The 16,653-nt window shown below is 66.9% G+C and carries 11 protein-coding genes; 2 read left to right on the top strand and 9 right to left on the bottom strand.

Translation table 11 applies throughout. From position 1 onward, the window contains the following. Positions 1-212: 212 nt before the first annotated feature. From EDC31_RS12545 to EDC31_RS12505, 9 genes are all read right to left on the bottom strand, one after another. Positions 213-992 (bottom strand): succinate dehydrogenase iron-sulfur subunit, encoded by a 780-nt coding sequence (locus EDC31_RS12545; RefSeq protein WP_042060743.1) that lies wholly within the window; start codon positions 990-992, stop codon positions 213-215. Between the two features lie 33 nt (positions 993-1,025). Next, positions 1,026-2,846 (bottom strand): succinate dehydrogenase flavoprotein subunit, encoded by a 1,821-nt coding sequence (gene sdhA / locus EDC31_RS12540; RefSeq protein ID WP_042060741.1) that lies wholly within the window; start codon positions 2,844-2,846, stop codon positions 1,026-1,028. 52 nt (positions 2,847-2,898) lie between these two features. After that, a complete protein-coding gene (gene sdhD / locus EDC31_RS12535) occupies positions 2,899-3,300 on the bottom strand; it encodes a succinate dehydrogenase, hydrophobic membrane anchor protein (protein WP_042060740.1) in 402 nt (133 codons plus the stop codon). Between the two features lie 12 nt (positions 3,301-3,312). Continuing rightward, positions 3,313-3,759: a succinate dehydrogenase, cytochrome b556 subunit gene (gene sdhC, locus EDC31_RS12530; RefSeq protein WP_239641727.1), complete on the bottom strand. Its 447-nt coding sequence runs from the start codon at positions 3,757-3,759 to the stop codon at positions 3,313-3,315. Between the two features lie 179 nt (positions 3,760-3,938). Continuing rightward, entirely contained in the window at positions 3,939-5,138 is a 1,200-nt protein-coding gene (locus EDC31_RS12525; protein WP_306310149.1) for a LysR family transcriptional regulator, read from the bottom strand. A gap of 30 nt (positions 5,139-5,168) precedes the next feature. Beyond that, entirely contained in the window at positions 5,169-6,191 is a 1,023-nt protein-coding gene (locus tag EDC31_RS12520) for an isocitrate/isopropylmalate dehydrogenase family protein (protein ID WP_042060739.1), read from the bottom strand. Between the two features lie 72 nt (positions 6,192-6,263). Beyond that, complete coding sequence (gene lpdA, locus EDC31_RS12515) at positions 6,264-8,009, bottom strand: dihydrolipoyl dehydrogenase (protein WP_042060736.1); 1,746 nt, start codon at positions 8,007-8,009, stop codon at positions 6,264-6,266. Between the two features lie 49 nt (positions 8,010-8,058). Further along, on the bottom strand, positions 8,059-9,285 hold the full coding sequence (odhB, locus tag EDC31_RS12510; RefSeq protein WP_042060734.1) for a 2-oxoglutarate dehydrogenase complex dihydrolipoyllysine-residue succinyltransferase: 1,227 nt from the start codon (positions 9,283-9,285) through the stop codon (positions 8,059-8,061). Between the two features lie 55 nt (positions 9,286-9,340). Continuing rightward, entirely contained in the window at positions 9,341-12,223 is a 2,883-nt protein-coding gene (locus tag EDC31_RS12505) for a 2-oxoglutarate dehydrogenase E1 component (protein ID WP_408812521.1), read from the bottom strand. 364 nt (positions 12,224-12,587) lie between these two features. Between EDC31_RS12505 and gltA the strand changes: the two genes are divergently transcribed. Together gltA and acnA are read left to right on the top strand one after the other, a co-directional pair. Next, positions 12,588-13,901 carry a citrate synthase gene (gltA, locus tag EDC31_RS12500; RefSeq protein WP_042060730.1) on the top strand — a complete coding sequence of 438 codons (1,314 nt, stop codon included), beginning with the start codon at positions 12,588-12,590 and terminating at the stop codon, positions 13,899-13,901. A gap of 51 nt (positions 13,902-13,952) precedes the next feature. Continuing rightward, complete coding sequence (acnA, locus tag EDC31_RS12495) at positions 13,953-16,646, top strand: aconitate hydratase AcnA (RefSeq protein ID WP_042060727.1); 2,694 nt, start codon at positions 13,953-13,955, stop codon at positions 16,644-16,646. Positions 16,647-16,653: the final 7 nt, after the last annotated feature.

The raw sequence follows: 16,653 nt of genomic DNA, 5'->3' as shown, positions 1-16,653 counted from the left end.
CCGGAGAAAGAAAAAGCAAGGCGCCCTCATAGACGAGGTTCGGTTCTTTCTCCAGCCCCCTCATTGCCGATCTTGCGTCGGTTTGAAGTGCGGCGCCGCTCCACACCCGCCAGAGGACGGTCGCCCCCTGGTCATCCCTGGCGTCAAACCCTTGACGCCAGGGAGCCCGCGGGTTCGGGCGGGGTGCGACATTCGAACCGGGGCGCGCGGGCTCATTCCCTGTCGTGCTGCATTTTCTTGATGTTCGCGATCGCCTTGGCGGGGTTGAGGTGCTTCGGGCAGGTCTGCGTGCAGTTCATGATCGTGCGGCAGGCATAGAGGCTCATCGGGTCCTCAAGCCCGGCCAGGCGCTCGGCCGTATGGTCGTCGCGGCTGTCCACGATCCAGCGATTCGCCGCCAGCAGCGTGGCCGGGCCGAGATATTTGTCGCCGTTCCACCAGTAGCTCGGGCAGGAGGTCGTGCAGCAGAAGCACAGGATGCATTCCCACATGCCGTCGAGCTTCTCGCGCTCCTCGGGACTTTGCAGGCGCTCCTCGTCCGGCGGGGCCGGGGTGTCGGATTTCAGCCAGGGCTCGATGGAGGCGAGCTGGGCGTAGGCGCCGTTGAGATTCGGCACCAGATCCTTGACCACCGGCATGTGCGGCAGCGGATAGATCTTCACCTGGCCGCTGATGCTCTCGATCGGCTTGAGGCAGGCAAGCGTGTTCTCGCCGTCGATGTTCATCGCGCAGGAGCCGCAGATGCCCTCGCGGCAGGAGCGCCGGAAGGTCAGCGTCGGATCGACCTCGTTCTTGATGTGGAGCAGCGCGTCCAGCACCATGGGCCCGACCGCGTCGAGGTCCAGTACATAGGTGTCGACGCTCGGATTCTCCTCGTCGTCGGGCGACCAGCGATAGACGCGGAATTCGCGCGTCCGCTTCGCCCCGGCGGGCGCCGGAAATCTCTTGCCCTCGCGGATCGTGCTGTTCGCGGGCAGGCGGAGTTCTACCATTTCGACGCTCCCCTCTTTCCTCTCAATGACAATTCAGTAGATGCGCTTCTTGGGCGGGAAGACCTCGACCTCGTCGGTCAGGGTCTGCATCCGCACGGGGCGGTAAAGCAGTTTCACCCCGCCTTCGCCGTCGAGATAGGAGACGGAGTGCTTCATCCAGTGCACGTCGTCGCGCTCGGGAAAATCGTCATGCGCGTGGGCGCCGCGCGATTCGTGGCGGGCATGCGCGCTCTCGATCGTCACCGTGGCGTTCGCCAGCAGATTCTCGAACTCCAGCGCCTCCATGAGATCGCTGTTCCAGATCAGCGACTGGTCGGCGACGGCGATGTCGCCGACATCCTTCCAGATGTCCGCGACCTTCTCGCAGCCTTCCTTGAGCGACGATTCGCTGCGGAACACGGCGGCGTGGGTCTGCATCGTGCGCTGGAGCCGCTCGCGCAGCCCGGCGACGCTGTGCTTGCCCTGCGCGTGACGGAGGCGGTCGAAATTCGCCAGAGTCGCCTCGCCCGCCTCCTTCGGCAGGGGCGGCAGGGGTTCGGCGGGGGAGATGATCTCCGCCGCGCGACGCGCCGCCGCGCGTCCGAAGACGATCAGGTCGAGCAGCGAGTTGGTGCCCAGACGGTTCGCGCCATGGACGGAGACGCAGGCCGCCTCGCCGACCGCCATCAGGCCCGGCACGATCGCGTCCGGATTTTCCTCCGTCGGGCGCAGCACCTCGCCGTGGATGTTCGTCGGCACGCCGCCCATGTTGTAATGGACGGTCGGCAGGACCGGCGCGGGCTCCTTCGTCACGTCCACCCCGGCGAAGACCTTCGCCGTCTCCGAGATGCCGGGCAGGCGCTGGTGCAGCAGATCCGCGCCCAGATGCTCCAGATGGAGCATGATGTGGTCCTTGTTCGGGCCGCAGCCGCGCCCCTCGGCGATCTCGATCGTCATGGCGCGGGAGACGACGTCGCGCGAGGCGAGATCCTTGGCCGTCGGGGCGTAGCGCTCCATGAAGCGCTCGCCGTCCGAATTGGTCAGGTAGCCGCCTTCGCCGCGGCAGCCTTCGGTCAGCAGGCAGCCCGCCGGGAAGATGCCGGTCGGGTGGAACTGCACGAATTCCATGTCCTGCGTCGGAATGCCCGCGCGCATCGCCAGCCCGCCGCCGTCGCCGGTGCAGGAATGCGCCGAGGTGCAGCTCTGGAAGGCGCGGCCGTAGCCGCCGGTGGCGAGCACGACCATCTTCGCGGCGAAGCGGTGGATCGTGCCGTCATCGAGGTTCCAGGCGATCACGCCCCGGCATGCGCCCTTCTCGTCCATGATGAGGTCGAGCGCGTAATATTCGACGAAGAATTCGCATTTATGCTTCAGGCACTGCTGATAGAGCGTGTGCAGGATCGCATGGCCGGTGCGGTCGGCGGCGGCGCAGGCGCGGGGCACCGGCTCCTGGCCGTAATGGCTCATATGGCCCCCGAAGGGGCGCTGGTAGATCTTGCCGTCTTCCGTGCGGGAGAAGGGGACGCCGAAATGCTCCAGCTCCTTCACCGCGCTCTCGGCCTCGCGGCACATGAACTCGATCGCATCCTGGTCGCCCAGCCAGTCCGACCCCTTGACGGTGTCGTACATGTGCCAGCGCCAGTTGTCCTCCGCCATGTTGCCCAGCGATGCGCCGATGCCGCCCTGCGCCGCGACGGTGTGGCTGCGCGTGGGGAACAGCTTGGTCACGCAGGCCGTGCGCAGTCCCGCCGCGCCCATGCCCAGCGTCGCGCGCAAGCCGGAGCCGCCCGCCCCGACCACGACGACGTCATAGGCGTGATCGACGATCCGATACTTGTCCAGAAACCCGCCGGACTTCTTCTCCGTGCCGCTCATATGACCTGCTCTCTTCCCTCAAACACTCTGTCCGGCCGGCAAGCCGGGCCGCTTATCCGTTCTTCCCAGACCGCTCGACCAGCAGCCGGACGATCGACGCGCCGCCATAGGCCGCCAGCACGAGGCTGGCGAAGCGGATGGCGAGCTTTACTGCCGAGCGCTTCCAGCCGCGCACGTAATCCGTGGTCACCACTTCCAGCCCGAGCTGCATGTGCCGCGTCACCAGCCCGATCAGCGCCGCCAGCAGGGCTGCGTTCAACGGGCGTCCGGCCCAGGCCACGATCGCCTCGCGGTCCCGTCCCGCCAGCCGCAGCATGGAGAACGCGGCCCAGAGCGACAACGGGCCGAGCATCACGGCCGAGACGCGCTCGGCCTCCCAATGCTCCACCCCGTCCGGCAGGCCGCCGGCCCCTTTGACCCGCGCCAGCGGCGTCCGCATGTCCACAATACGCATTGCGCCTTCCCCTTATTTCGCGGTCTTCAGGGCGGTGCGGCGGGCCTTGCGCGCCCGCGCTCCGCCCAGCACGCAGAGCGCGCCGGTCAGCACGGCGGAAATCCCGCCCGTGACGATCAGCGACGTGCGCCCGTCGCGATTGATCTCGCTCTTCTCGAACCGATGCACGTCATCCCAGATCAGATGCCGCACGCCGCCGACCAGATGATAGACCGTCGCCACCAGCCAGCCGGCGGTCACGGCCCGTCCGGCCAGCGAATGGGAGAGGCAGCGCGCGCGCCCGAAGGATTTCGGCCCCGAGGCCAGCGCGCCGAGCCACATCACCGCGAGGCCGAATCCGCCGGCCGACAGGACGCCGCTGATGCGGTTGGCGATCGACAGCGCCATCGACAGGCGAAAACGATAGACATCCAGATGGGGCGACATCGGGCGCTTCAGCACGCCTCCGTCGCTGTCCACACCTACATATAACGCTTCCCTACTGTCCATCTCGGCAAACTCCAGCGCGTGATCCCGCCGGTCCGGCCGGGGAATCGGGTCTTGGTTCAACGGTCGCAGGGGGCGGCGGATGCGCCCCTCTCCTGCGGTGTTCCTGGTCTTCTTCTGGTCCGCAGGGATCTACATGGCGACACGCGACGTCATTCCTGAAGCGCGCCTTCCCTGACGGAAACGTCGCCCGCCGAAAGATCGGCCGCCAGCGACAGGACGAAATTCAACACGGCGCGGCGGCGCAGGGAGATGCCCTGCGGCCCCGGATAGACCACGTGCAAATCCAGCGCCGGCGCGTGCCAGTCCGGCAGGACGCGGAGAAGGCGTCCGCTGCGCAGTTCTTCAGCCACGCTGAAGAGCGGCATCAGCCCGACGCCGATTCCCTCCACCACGGCGCGGTGCACCACCTCACTGCTGTTGGTGCGGAAGGCGCTGTGCATGGGCATCCGCACTTCCTGGTTGCCCTTGCGGAACAGCCATTCCGGCTCCTGCGTGCCGTAGGTGTACACCACGGGCGAGAGGCCGAGCAGATCGTTGGGATGGCGCGGGCGCGGATGGCGGCTGACGAAATCCGGCGAGCCGACCAGCACCCGCTCCACATCGGCGAGGTGGCGGGTGATCGTCGTGCCCGACGATCCCATGCCGACGCGGATCGCCATGTCGATCCCGTCCCGCACGATGTCGCCGAAACTGTCGGACACCACCAGCTCCACCGAAAGTTCCGGGTGCTGCTCCAGCAGGGCGGGCAGGTGCCGCGTGAGGTAGAGGCCGAACGCCGTCGGCGTGCCGAGCCGGATATGACCGTAGACTCCCGACTGGCGCTGGCTCAGCGCCAGATGCGCGTCATCCATCATGGTCTGCACGTTCTGCGCGTGTTCGAGCAGCGTGCGCCCGTCATCGGTCAGCGTCAGACATCGCGTCGTGCGGCTGAAGAGGCGCACGCCGTAATGGTTTTCGAGAAGGAGGATTTGCCGGGAGATCGTCGGCTGGCTGACATGCAGCTCTCTCGACACGACGGAAAAGGAGCCGGTTTCGGCAACGCGGATAAAACTGCGCAAAGCGCTGAGGAGATCCATGGGACGGTTCATCTTCCCGCTGTTCAGATGGCCGCCCTTCTTACCCCCATTCACCTTGATGTGCATGGCACGCGCGACATTGTGATCGTCCGCGCCATGTCCGCCGAAAACGGCGCAAGCACTTGAAATATCGATGTTCCTGGTCGTATCGACACTGCCGCCGCGCATCACGATCCCTTGAGACGCGCCGGAGATGCCGGCGGAACGCCCGCGCTCGACCTGCCACAGGGCTTCGCCCATGGCAAGGACGGCGGCGGTGTCCCAGGGAGTCATGATGCGTGTCCTGCTCATGTCAACGCATGGTCAGCGCACAGCCTGGGCGATCGCCGCGGCCAGGTCGCGCGTGCCCGCGACGCCGCCCAGATCGCGCGTCCGGACCTTCGCCACGTTGAAGGTGTGGTCCACGCCGCTTTGCAGGCGCTCGGCCAGATCCGCGCGTCCGACATGACGCAGCATCAGCCCGGCGGCGAGCAGCAGCGCCACGGGGTTGGCGAGGTTCTGCCCCGCGATATCCGGCGCGGAGCCGTGCACCGCCTCGAACATCGCCCCGGCCGTGCCGATATTCGCGCCCGGCGCCATGCCGAGCCCGCCGATCAGCCCCGCGATCTGGTCGGAGAGGATATCGCCGAACAGATTGGTCGTGACGATGACATCGAACTGCCACGGATTCATGACGAGCTGCATGGCGCAGGCATCCACGATGCGCTCATCCACCTCCACGCGGCCGACATAGTTCTTGGCGACCTCGCGCCCTTCCTCGAGGAAGATGCCGGTAAGGCATTTGAGGATGTTGCCCTTGTGGACCAGCGTGACCTTCTTGCGGTTGTTCTTGACCGCGTATTCGAACGCGAAGGTCACGATGCGGCGGCATTCGGCGCGGGTGTTGTAGCCGGTCGAGATCGCGACGGCGTGCGGGTCGCCGTCCACCGCGACGTAATGTTCCATCGCCGCGTAATAGCCTTCGAGGTTTTCACGCACGAGGATCAGGTCGATATCCTCGTAGCGCCCGCCGGGAATCACCGTATGGGCGGGGCGGAGATTGGCGAAGAGCTCGAATTCGCGACGCAGCGTCACGTTGATGGATTTGAAGCCGCCGCCGACCGGCGTGGTCAGCGGCCCCTTCAGGGCAAGGCCGGTCTTGCGGATGGACTCCAGCGTCGGCTTGGGCAGCGGATCACCATGCTCCGCGACGGCGGCCATGCCCGCAAGCTGACGGTCCCACACGAAGGGTGCGTCCAGCGCATCGAGCACCGTGAGCACCGCCTCCGTGATTTCCGGCCCGATGCCGTCGCCGGGAATGAGGGTCGCCGGAATTTTCTCGGACATGGATCGCCTCTCTTTTCTTGTTGCGTGTCAGAAGAGGCCCGGCGCCGGAGCGCCCGGGCCGGATAACTCGGTTCAGATGTGGATGGCGCGTCCTTCGACCGCCAGAGCCGCCTCCTTGACGGCCTCGCTGAGCGTCGGATGAGCATGGCAGACGCGGGCCACATCCTCCGCCGACGCACCGAATTCGAGCGCCGTCACCAGCTCGGCGATCAGCGCCCCGGCATCGGGGCCGAGGATATGCGCGCCCAGCAGACGGTCCGTCTTCCTGTCCGCGAGGATCTTCACGAAGCCTTCGGTGCAGCCCATGGCGCGGGCGCGACCATTGGCGGTGAAGGGGAACTTACCGACGCTGTAGTCCACGCCCTCGGCCTTCAGTTCGTCCTCCGTCCGGCCGACGGTGGCGACTTCCGGCCATGTGTAGATGATGCCGGGGATGGCGCCGTAATTCACATGCCCGGCCTGGCTGGCCAGAAGTTCCGCCAGGGCCACGCCTTCTTCCTCGGCCTTGTGCGCGAGCATCGGCCCGGTGATCACGTCGCCGATGGCGTAGAGGCCGGGGACGTTGGTGGCGAAATGCTCGTCCACGATCACGCGGCCGCGCGGGTCCAGCGCCACGCCGACTTCCTCGAGCCCCATGCCCTTGCTCGCGGCGGTGCGCCCGATGGCGACCAGCACCACGTCGAACTCAAGCGTCTCGGGCTCGCCGCCCTTCGCTTTATCGCCCGCCACCTTCTCGATCGTGACGGCGACGCCCTTGCCCTTCGTCTGGGCCTTCGTGACCTTGTGACCCAGCTTGAACTTCAGCCCCTGCTTGGTCAGGACGCGCTGGAAGGCGGTGGCGATCTCGCTGTCCACGCCCGGCACGATGCGGTCGAGGAATTCCACGACCGTCACCTTGGCGCCGAGACGGCTCCAGACGCTGCCGAGTTCGAGGCCGATCACGCCCGCGCCGACGACCAGCATGGATTTCGGCACCTCGTCCAGCGCCAGGGCGCCGGTCGAGGTCACGATGCGTTTCTCGTCCGTCTCGATGCCCGGCAGCGGAGCGGAGTCGCTGCCCGCCGCGATCACGATATGCATCGCCGTGACGGGCTTGCCGTCCACCTCGACGGTATGAGGAGCCGTCACCTTGCCGAAGCCCTTGAGCCAGGTGATGTTGTTCTTCTTGAAGAGGAACTCGACGCCCTTGGTGTTGGCCGAGACGACCTCGTCCTTGTTCGCCTGCATCCGGGCGAGATCGAGCGACATCTTCTCGATGACGATGCCGTGCCGGGCGAAGTCGTGCCCGGCGGCGTGATATTCCTCGGAGCTTTGCAGCAGCGCCTTGGAGGGGATGCAGCCGATATTCAGGCAGGTGCCCCCCAGCGTCTCGCGCTTCTCGACGCAGGCGACCCTGAAGCCGAGCTGCGCCGCGCGGATGGCGCAGACATAGCCGCCCGGCCCCGAGCCGATCACGAGCACGTCGTAATCCGCCCCGGCGGGGGCTTCCGTTTGCGCCTTGGGGGCGGGAGCTGGAGCGGGCGTGGGCTGGGACACGGGCGCGGCGGCCTTGGCCGGAGCCGCTCCGGCGGGAGCGGCGGCGCCCGCCTCGATCGTGCCGAGCACGGCGCCGATGCCGACTTCCGCGCCTTCGGCCGCGAGATGCGCGCCCATCGCGCCCGCCGCGGGGGCCGGGACGGTGACGCTCACCTTGTCCGTTTCGAGCTCCGCCACCGCCTCGTCGGCGGCGACGCTTTCGCCCGGCTGCTTCAGCCAGCGTGCGACGATCGCCGTCGTCACACTTTCGCCGAGTGCCGGAACCTTGATTTCAACAGCCATTGCTGCGTCGTCCTTGTGTGGAGGGAAAAGACCGTGCGGCGGGGCGGGATCAGAGATCCAGCAGCAGCCGGCGCGGCTCCTCCACGCCTTCCTTGACACGGACGAGGAAGCTGACCGCCTCCTTGCCGTCGATGATGCGGTGATCGTAGGACAGGGCGATGTACATCATCGGCCGGATCTCGACCTTGCCGTTCACCGCGATCGGACGATCCTGAATCTTGTGCATGCCCAGAATGCCGGATTGCGGCGGGTTCAGGATCGGCGTGGACATCAGCGAGCCGTAGATGCCGCCATTGGTGACGCTGAACGTGCCGCCCGAGAGATCGTCGAGCTTCAGCGCGCCCTCGCGGGCCTTCTTGCCCAGCGCGCCGATCGCCTTCTCGATCTCGGCGAAATTCATGTCCTGAATGTCGCGCACCACCGGGACGACGAGCCCGTTCGGGCCGCCCACGGCGATGCCCATGTTCACGTAGCGGCGATAGATGATGTCCTGGCCGCTGATTTCGGCGTTCACCGCCGGGAATTCGCGCAGGGCCGCCACGCAGGCGCGGGCGAAGATCGACATGAAGCCGAGCTTCACGCCGTGACGCTTCTCGAAGACCTCCTTGAACTCGGCGCGCATCGCCATGGCGGCCGACATGTCCACCTCGTTGAAGGTGGTCAGGATGGCGGCCGTGTTCTGCGCCTCCTTCAACCGCGCGGCGATCGTGCTGCGCAGGCGCGTCATGCGGACGCGCTCCTCGCGCGGATCGTCCTGACGCGGCGGGGCTGAGGGGGCCGCAGCCGGCGTCGCGGGCGGCGGGCTGTCGCGGAAGGCCATCACGTCGCCCTTGGTGACACGGCCGTCCTTGCCCGATCCGGCGGCGATCTGGCCGGGGGCGATGCCGCTTTCCTTCATCATCTTCGCCGCCGCCGGGAAGGCCGGGGCGCCGGACGCGGCGGGAGCGGACGTCACGGGAGCAGGCTTCGCGGGGGCCGGGGCGGTTTTCGCCGGGGCTGGCGCGGCGGCCGCCTTGGGCGTCTTGCCGGGTGCTGCGCCGGCTTCTTCCAGCGTCGCCAGCAGCGCGCCGACCTCGACCTCGGCGCCTTCGGCCACGACGTGATCGCCGAGGACGCCGTCCCTGGGCCCGCCGACCTCGACGGAGACCTTGTCGGTTTCGAGTTCGACCACGGGCTCATCGGCGGAGACCGTATCGCCGGGCTGCTTCAGCCAGCGCGCGACGATGGCGGACACGACGCTTTCGCCCAGAGTGGGCACCTTGATCTCGACGGACATGTAACTCCCTCGCACTTCCCGGGCGACGCCCGGATGTCTCCGTATCTGCTCTAAACTACGCGACGCCGAGCGCGGCGTTGACGAGACGCGCCTGCTGTTCGGCGTGAACCCTCGCGCTGCCCGTGGCCGGGCTGGCGGCCGCCATGCGCCCCGCATAGCCAGGCCAGTCCGATGCGTTCCCGACCTGCCGCAGCACGGTCTCGATCCGCCGATCGACGAACTGCCAACCGCCCATGTTCTGAGGCTCCTCCTGACACCAGACGACGCGCGCCCCGGCATAGGGCTTCAGCGCCTCGGCCAGATCCCGCTCGGGGAACGGATAGATCTGTTCGAGACGCAGGATGGCGACGTCCTCCAGCTTGCGCGCGCGCCGCTCGGCAAGGAGATCGTAATAGACCTTGCCGGAGCACAGCACCACCCGCCGCGTCCTGGCGGGGTCGATCGGATCGATCTCCTCCAGCACGGGGCGGAAGCGCGTGCCCGCGCCCATCTCCGCCAGCGTGCTGGTGGCGAGGCGGTGGCGCAGCAGCGATTTCGGCGCCATGACGATCAGCGGCTTGCGATATTCCGCCACGATCTGGCGGCGCAGGGCGTGGAAATAATTCGCGGGCGTCGTCAGGTTGCACACGAACATGTTGTCCTCGGCGCAGAGCTGAAGATACCGTTCGAGCCGCGCGGAGGAATGTTCCGGCCCCTGTCCTTCATAACCATGCGGCAGCAGCAGCACGAGGCCGGACATGCGCAGCCATTTCGTCTCGCCCGCCGCGATGAACTGGTCGATGATGACCTGCGCGCCGTTGGCGAAATCGCCGAACTGCGCCTCCCACAGGACGAGTGTCTGCGGGGCGGCCATGGTGTAACCGTATTCGTACCCGAGCACCGCGAATTCGGAGAGCAGCGAGTTGTGGACCTCGATGCGCGCCTGAAGATCGCGGACATGGTTCAGGGGCGTGTATTCGGCCTGGGTCGTCTGGTCCGTCAGCACCGCATGGCGGTGGCTGAACGTGCCGCGCTTGCAGTCCTCGCCCGAAAGACGGATCGCGTGCCCCTCGACGAGCAGCGCGCCGAAAGCCAGCGCCTCGCCCGTCGCCCAGTCGAACCCCTCGCCCGACTCGAACATCGCCGCCTTCGCCGCGAGCTGGCGGGCGATCTTCGGATTGACGTCGAATGTGCCGGGCACGGCGGAGAGCGCGGCCCCGACCGACCGGAGCATCTCGGCCGGCACGCCGGTCACGGGCTGGTCGGCCAGGTCGGCGCCGCTCAGGGGGCGCAGGCCGGACCAGCAGCCTTCGAGCCAGTCCGCCTTGTTGGGCTTGTAGGTCTGGGCGGCCGCGTAGGCCGAGTCCATCTTCTCCTGGAACGCGTCCCAGCCCGCCTGCGCCTCGGCCTCGGTGAGCACACCGTCGGCCACGAGCTTGCGGGCATAGAGCGTGCGGGCCGTTTCATGGGTGCGGATGGCCTTGTACATCACCGGCTGGGTGAAGGCGGGCTCGTCCGACTCGTTATGGCCGTGGCGGCGATAGCACACGATATCCAGTACCGCGTCGGAGCCGAAGGTCTGCCGATAGGCCGCCGCGAGACGCGCGAAAAACACCACGGCCTCGGCGTCGTCGCCGTTCACGTGGAAGACCGGCGCCTGGATCGAGCGGGCGATATCCGTGCCGTAGAGCCCCGAATACCCGTCGCACGGATTGGTGGTGAAGCCGATCTGGTTGTTCACCACGAGATGGATGGTGCCGCCGGTGCGGTAGCCGGACAGTTCGCTCATCGCCAGGGTTTCATACACGATGCCCTGACCCGCGAAGGCGGCGTCGCCATGCATGACGATACCCAGGACGGACCGCCGCGCCTCCGTGTCGCCCGCCGCGTCCTGCCGCGCCCGGACCTTGCCCGCGACGACGGGATCGACGGCCTCCAGATGCGACGGGTTCGGCTGGAGGGAGACATGCACCACATGGCCTTCCAGATCGAGATCGGTCGAACTGCCGAGGTGGTATTTCACGTCGCCCGACCCGGCCACGTCGTCCGGCTTGAAGCTCGCTCCGGCGAATTCGCTGAACATGGCGACGAAGGGCTTGCGGACGATATTGACCAGCGTGTTGAGGCGGCCGCGATGCGGCATCCCGATCACCACCTCGCCCACTCCGGCGGTGACGGCCTCGCCGATGATGGCGTGCAGGGCCGGAATGGTGATCTCGCCGCCCTCCAGCCCGAAGCGCTTCACGCCGACATACCGCTTGGCGCAGAAGGTCTCGAACCCTTCCGCCTCGGTGAGTTGCTGGAGAATCGTGCGGCGGGCCGCGATATCGGCCCAGCCGTGCAGCGCCGCATGTTCCACGCGGCTGCGAATCCACTCGCGCCGCGTCGCGTCGGCGATATGGGCGTATTCGACCCCTGCCGTCCCGGCATAGATGGTCCGCAGCGTTTCCACCACCGCGCCGAGCGTCGCGCTTTCGCAGCCCATCAGTGAGGTGAGCGTCTCGCCCAGCCAGACGGTGCGGGACAGATCCGCCGCGGTGAAGCCGTACCAGGCGGGGTCGAGTTCAGGATCGGGCGTGCGCTGCCGGAGGCCGAGGGGGTCGAGCCGGGCGGCGAGATGGCCCTTGGCGCGCCAGGCCGCGACGAGACGCTGGGCGCGCAGGCTGTCGCGCAGGGCGGCGTGAAGCGCCTCCGGCGACGCGCTCCCGGCTTGCGGAACCTGCCCCTGGATGGCCTGCCCCGACTCGGCGGGACTGAAGGCGACGTCGAGGTCCAGCCCGCTGCCGTCCCGCTTCCATGTCACCCCGGCCGTATCGCCGAGAATCGCCCGGTCCTCGTCGCCGAGCGTGTCGAACAGGGTGGCGAAGCTTTGATCGACGCTGCCGGGATCCCGCACCCAGCGGCGGTATTGATCGGCCAGGAAGGCGGCATTCGCGCCATTCAGAGCCGAAGCGATCATCTCAACACCCATCGCCCGTCCTCATTTTCGTCCGTCTCGTTCCGTCTGCCGGACCCCCGCAAGCTTGCCGCTGGATCATCACGTTTTTGTGTGATAAATCGAACGAAAGCTGTGAAGAGCCTTGCGGAAACCCGCCAAAAGTCACGGCAAATAATGTTTCGAACCGGATTTTGGACCCTTATCCTCTGAAGAACAGCCACAAAGAAGGTATAAACCTTATTCATCCGCATAAGAGGACAGGTCCCCGCGGATCGCCCAAGATGCCCGGCAGCGATCCGTTTCCGGTCACGGGCTCCGGTGATGAGGGCAGGGAAGGGGCGACGGTCGGAATGACAGTTCGGTGCGACGGGGAGAGAGTCAGGTCATGGATACGGTGAAGACCGAAAGCGGGTTCTATTCGCTGACGCCGAAGGATGGAGCCTCCCTCTCGCTCCCGCGCGTCAGCGGGACGCTGGGCGCGGACGCCATCGACATCCGCAAGCTGTTCGGCGGGGACGATCTCGTCACGTTCGATCCCGGCTTCGGCAACACGGCGGCCTGCGAGAGCAGGATCACCTTCATCGACGGTGACAAGGGCATCCTGCTTCACCGCGGCTATCCGATCGAGGCGCTTTCCGAGAAGGCCACCTTCCCCGAGGTGGCCTATCTCCTGCTGAACGGCGAGCTTCCCACGGCCGCCGAGCTGACGGCGTTCGACGACACGCTCAAGCACCACACCATGCTGCACGAGCAGATCCGCAATTTCTTCAACGGGTTCCGCCGGGATGCCCATCCGATGGCGATGCTCTGCGGCACGGTCGGCGCGCTCTCGGCCTTTTATCATGACAGCCTGAACATGACGAAGCAGGAGCATCGCGACCTCGCCGCGCTGCGCCTGATCGCGAAGATGCCCACCATCGCAGCCTGGGCGTTCAGCTATTCGCAGGGCTTCCCCTTCGTCTATCCGGACAACCGGCTCGGCTTCGCCGAGAATTTCATGCACATGATGTTCGCGCTCCCCTCGGAGCCGAACTACAAGGTGAATCCGGTCTTCGCGAAGGCCATGGACCGCATCCTGATCCTCCATGCGGATCACGAGCAGAACGCCTCCACCTCCACGGTGCGGATCGCGGGCTCGACGGGCGCCAATCCCTTCGCCTGCATCGCCGCCGGCATCGCCGCGCTGTGGGGCCCGGCCCATGGCGGCGCGAACGAGGCCGTGCTCAAGATGCTCGGGGAGATCGGCGACAAGAGCCAGGTGCCCGAGTTCATCCGCAAGGTGAAGAACAAGGAGGACGGGGTGAAGCTGATGGGCTTCGGCCACCGCGTCTACAAGAATTTCGATCCGCGCGCGAAGATCATGCAGCGCACCTGTCAGGAGGTGCTGGGCGAACTCGGCATCCGGCACGAGCCGCAGCTCGAACTCGCGATGGAGCTGGAGCGGATCGCGCTGGAGGACGACTATTTCGTCGAGCGCAAGCTGTATCCGAACGTCGATTTCTACTCGGGCATCATCCTCAAGGCGATGGGAATCCCGACCTCGATGTTCACCGTCCTTTTCGCGGTCGCGCGCACGGTCGGCTGGGTCAGCCAGTGGAAGGAAATGATCGAGCAGCCCGGACAGCGCATCAGCCGCCCGCGCCAGATCTATACCGGTGCGGCGCAGCGCGCGTTCGTGCCGATCGGTGAGCGCGGCTGACGCCCCGCTGCCGTTGAGTCTGTATTCAGGAACGTTTGAGGAGAGCACCCGATGAAATCGGTGGGTCAGGACAAGCTGGGCGTCGGCCGGACGCTGGACGTGGACGGGAAGACGTATCGTTATTTCTCGCTCCCCGAGGCTGGCAGGAGCCTGGGCGACGTCTCCCGCCTCCCCGTCAGCCTCAAGGTCCTGCTGGAGAACGTCCTGCGCTTCGAGGACGGCGCGAGCTACACGACGGAGGACGCGCAGTCCGTCGCGGACTGGGTGAAGGCCGGCACTTCCACGAAGGAAGTGCCCTTCAAGCCCGCGCGCATCCTGATGCAGGACTTCACCGGCGTTCCCGCCGTCGTCGATCTCGCGGCGATGCGCGACGGCATCGTCTCGCTCGGCGGTGACGTGGAGAAGGTGAACCCGCTGGTGCCCGTCGATCTCGTCATCGACCATTCGGTCATGGTGGACGTGTTCGGCTCGAAGGACGCGCTGGAGCGGAACGTCGAGATCGAGTTCGAGCGCAACGGCGAGCGTTATGCGTTCCTGCGCTGGGGCCAGGAGGCGTTCGAGAACTTCCGCGTCGTGCCGCCGGGCGCGGGCATCTGTCACCAGGTGAACCTGGAATATCTCGCCCAGGCCGTCTGGACCGCCCAGGTCGGCGGGCAGGACTATGCCTATCCCGACACGCTGTTCGGCACGGACAGCCACACCACCATGGTCAACGGCATGGGCGTGCTCGGCTGGGGCGTCGGCGGCATCGAGGCCGAGGCCGCGATGCTCGGCCAGCCCATCGCCATGCTTATCCCCGACGTGATCGGCGTGCGCCTCGACGGCAGGCTGCCCGAGGGCGCGACGGCGACGGACCTCGTGCTGACGATCACCCAGATGCTCCGCAAGGAAGGCGTGGTCGGCAAGTTCGTCGAGTTCTTCGGCCCCGCGCTCGACCATCTGCCGGTCGCCGATCGCGCGACGATCGCCAACATGGCCCCGGAATACGGCGCGACCTGCGGCTTCTTCCCCGTCGATGCGCTGACGCTCGACTATCTGCGTCAGACCGGGCGCGACGAACATCGCGTCAAGCTGACGGAAGCGTATCTGAAGGCGCAGGGCATGTTCCGCGAGGAATCCTCGCCGGAGCCGGTCTTCACCAAGGTCCTGACGCTCGACCTCGCCACGATCGTCCCCTCGCTGGCCGGGCCGAAGCGCCCGCAGGACCGCGTCGATCTCACCAAGGCCGCCTCCGCCTTCGAGACGGAGCTGACCGGCAGCCTCGGCGTGAAGCCGGACGTGGTGGAGCAGCGCTTCCCCGTCGCCGGGACCGATTACGATCTCGGCCAGGGCGACGTGGTGATCGCCGCGATCACCTCCTGCACCAACACCTCGAACCCCGCCGTTCTGGTGGCCGCCGGTCTCGTCGCGCGCAAGGCGCACGCGCTCGGCCTGAAGCCGAAGCCCTGGGTGAAGACCTCGCTGGCCCCCGGCTCGCAGGTCGTGACGGATTATCTCGACAAGGCGGGGCTGTCGAAGGATCTCGACGCGCTCGGTTTCGAGACGGTCGGCTATGGCTGCACTACCTGCATCGGCAATTCCGGCCCGTTGGCGCAGCCGATCGTCGATGCGATCGAGAATAACGGTCTTGTCGCGACGTCGGTGCTCTCCGGCAACCGCAATTTCGAGGGGCGCATCTCCCCGAACGTGCGCGCCAACTACCTCGCCTCGCCGCCGCTGGTCGTCGCCTATGCGCTGCTCGGCACGATGCGCAAGGACATCACCACCGAGGCGATCGGCACCGGCAAGGACGGCCAGCCCGTCTACCTGCGCGACATCTGGCCGACGGCGAAGGAAGTGGCGGACCTCGTCGCCAGCTCCGTCACCCGCGCGGATTTCGTCGAGCGCTACGGCCATGTGACGGAAGGCACGCATCAGTGGCAGGCGCTGGACGTCGCCTCCGACGCGCGCCGCTTCGCCTGGTCGGCGGGTTCGACCTACATCCAGCAGCCGCCCTATTTCGAGGGGCTGACCAAGGAGCCGGGCCAGACGAGCGACATCGTCAACGCCCGTATCCTCGCCCTGCTGGCCGACAACGTGACGACCGACCACATCTCCCCGGCCGGTTCGATCAAGCCGTCCTCCCCCGCCGGGCGCTTCCTGAGCGAGCATCAGGTCGCGGTCGCGGACTATAATTCCTACGGCTCGCGTCGCGGCAACGACCGCGTGATGGTGCGCGGCACCTTCGCCAACATCCGCATCCGCAACGAGATGCTGCCGGGCATCGAGGGCGGCATGTCCAAGCATCTGCCGGACGGCGAGGTCGGCGCGATCTATGACGTGGCCGAGCGCTACAAGGCCGAGGGCGTGCCGCTGATCGTCATCGGCGGCAAGGAATATGGCATGGGCTCCTCGCGCGACTGGGCGGCGAAGGGCACGAAGCTGCTGGGCATCAAGGCGGTCATCGCCGAGAGCTTCGAGCGCATCCACCGTTCCAACCTCGTCGGCATGGGCGTCCTGCCGCTCGTCTTCCCCGAAGGCGTGAACCGCAAGACGCTGAAGCTCGACGGCACCGAGACGCTGTCCATCACGGGGCTGACCGAGATCACCCCGCGCATGAACGCGACCCTCACCATCACCCGCGCGGACGGCAGCACCGAGGACGTGACGCTGCTCTGCCGCATCGACACACTGGACGAGGTCAATTACTACCGCCATGGCGGCATCCTGCCGTACGTGCTGCGCGGCATGACCGAGGCCGCGTAAGGAGCGC

This window comes from Acidomonas methanolica (genome assembly GCF_004346035.1).
GTDB lineage: Bacteria > Pseudomonadota > Alphaproteobacteria > Acetobacterales > Acetobacteraceae > Acidomonas > Acidomonas methanolica.
The sequence above is the reverse complement of the archived record's forward strand: the minus strand, read 5'-3'. Positions and strand labels throughout refer to the sequence as shown.

Coding starts and splice junctions, on each gene's coding strand:
- EDC31_RS12505 (WP_408812521.1), bottom strand. CDS start 12,223: ATGATCGCTTCGGCTCTGAATGGCGCGAATGCCGCCTTCCTGGCCGAT.
- odhB (WP_042060734.1), bottom strand. CDS start 9,285: ATGTCCGTCGAGATCAAGGTGCCCACTCTGGGCGAAAGCGTCGTGTCC.
- lpdA (WP_042060736.1), bottom strand. CDS start 8,009: ATGGCTGTTGAAATCAAGGTTCCGGCACTCGGCGAAAGTGTGACGACG.
- gltA (WP_042060730.1), top strand. CDS start 12,588: ATGGATACGGTGAAGACCGAAAGCGGGTTCTATTCGCTGACGCCGAAG.
- sdhD (WP_042060740.1), bottom strand. CDS start 3,300: ATGCGTATTGTGGACATGCGGACGCCGCTGGCGCGGGTCAAAGGGGCC.
- acnA (WP_042060727.1), top strand. CDS start 13,953: ATGAAATCGGTGGGTCAGGACAAGCTGGGCGTCGGCCGGACGCTGGAC.
- EDC31_RS12525 (WP_306310149.1), bottom strand. CDS start 5,138: ATGACTCCCTGGGACACCGCCGCCGTCCTTGCCATGGGCGAAGCCCTG.
- EDC31_RS12520 (WP_042060739.1), bottom strand. CDS start 6,191: ATGTCCGAGAAAATTCCGGCGACCCTCATTCCCGGCGACGGCATCGGG.
- EDC31_RS12545 (WP_042060743.1), bottom strand. CDS start 992: ATGGTAGAACTCCGCCTGCCCGCGAACAGCACGATCCGCGAGGGCAAG.
- sdhA (WP_042060741.1), bottom strand. CDS start 2,846: ATGAGCGGCACGGAGAAGAAGTCCGGCGGGTTTCTGGACAAGTATCGG.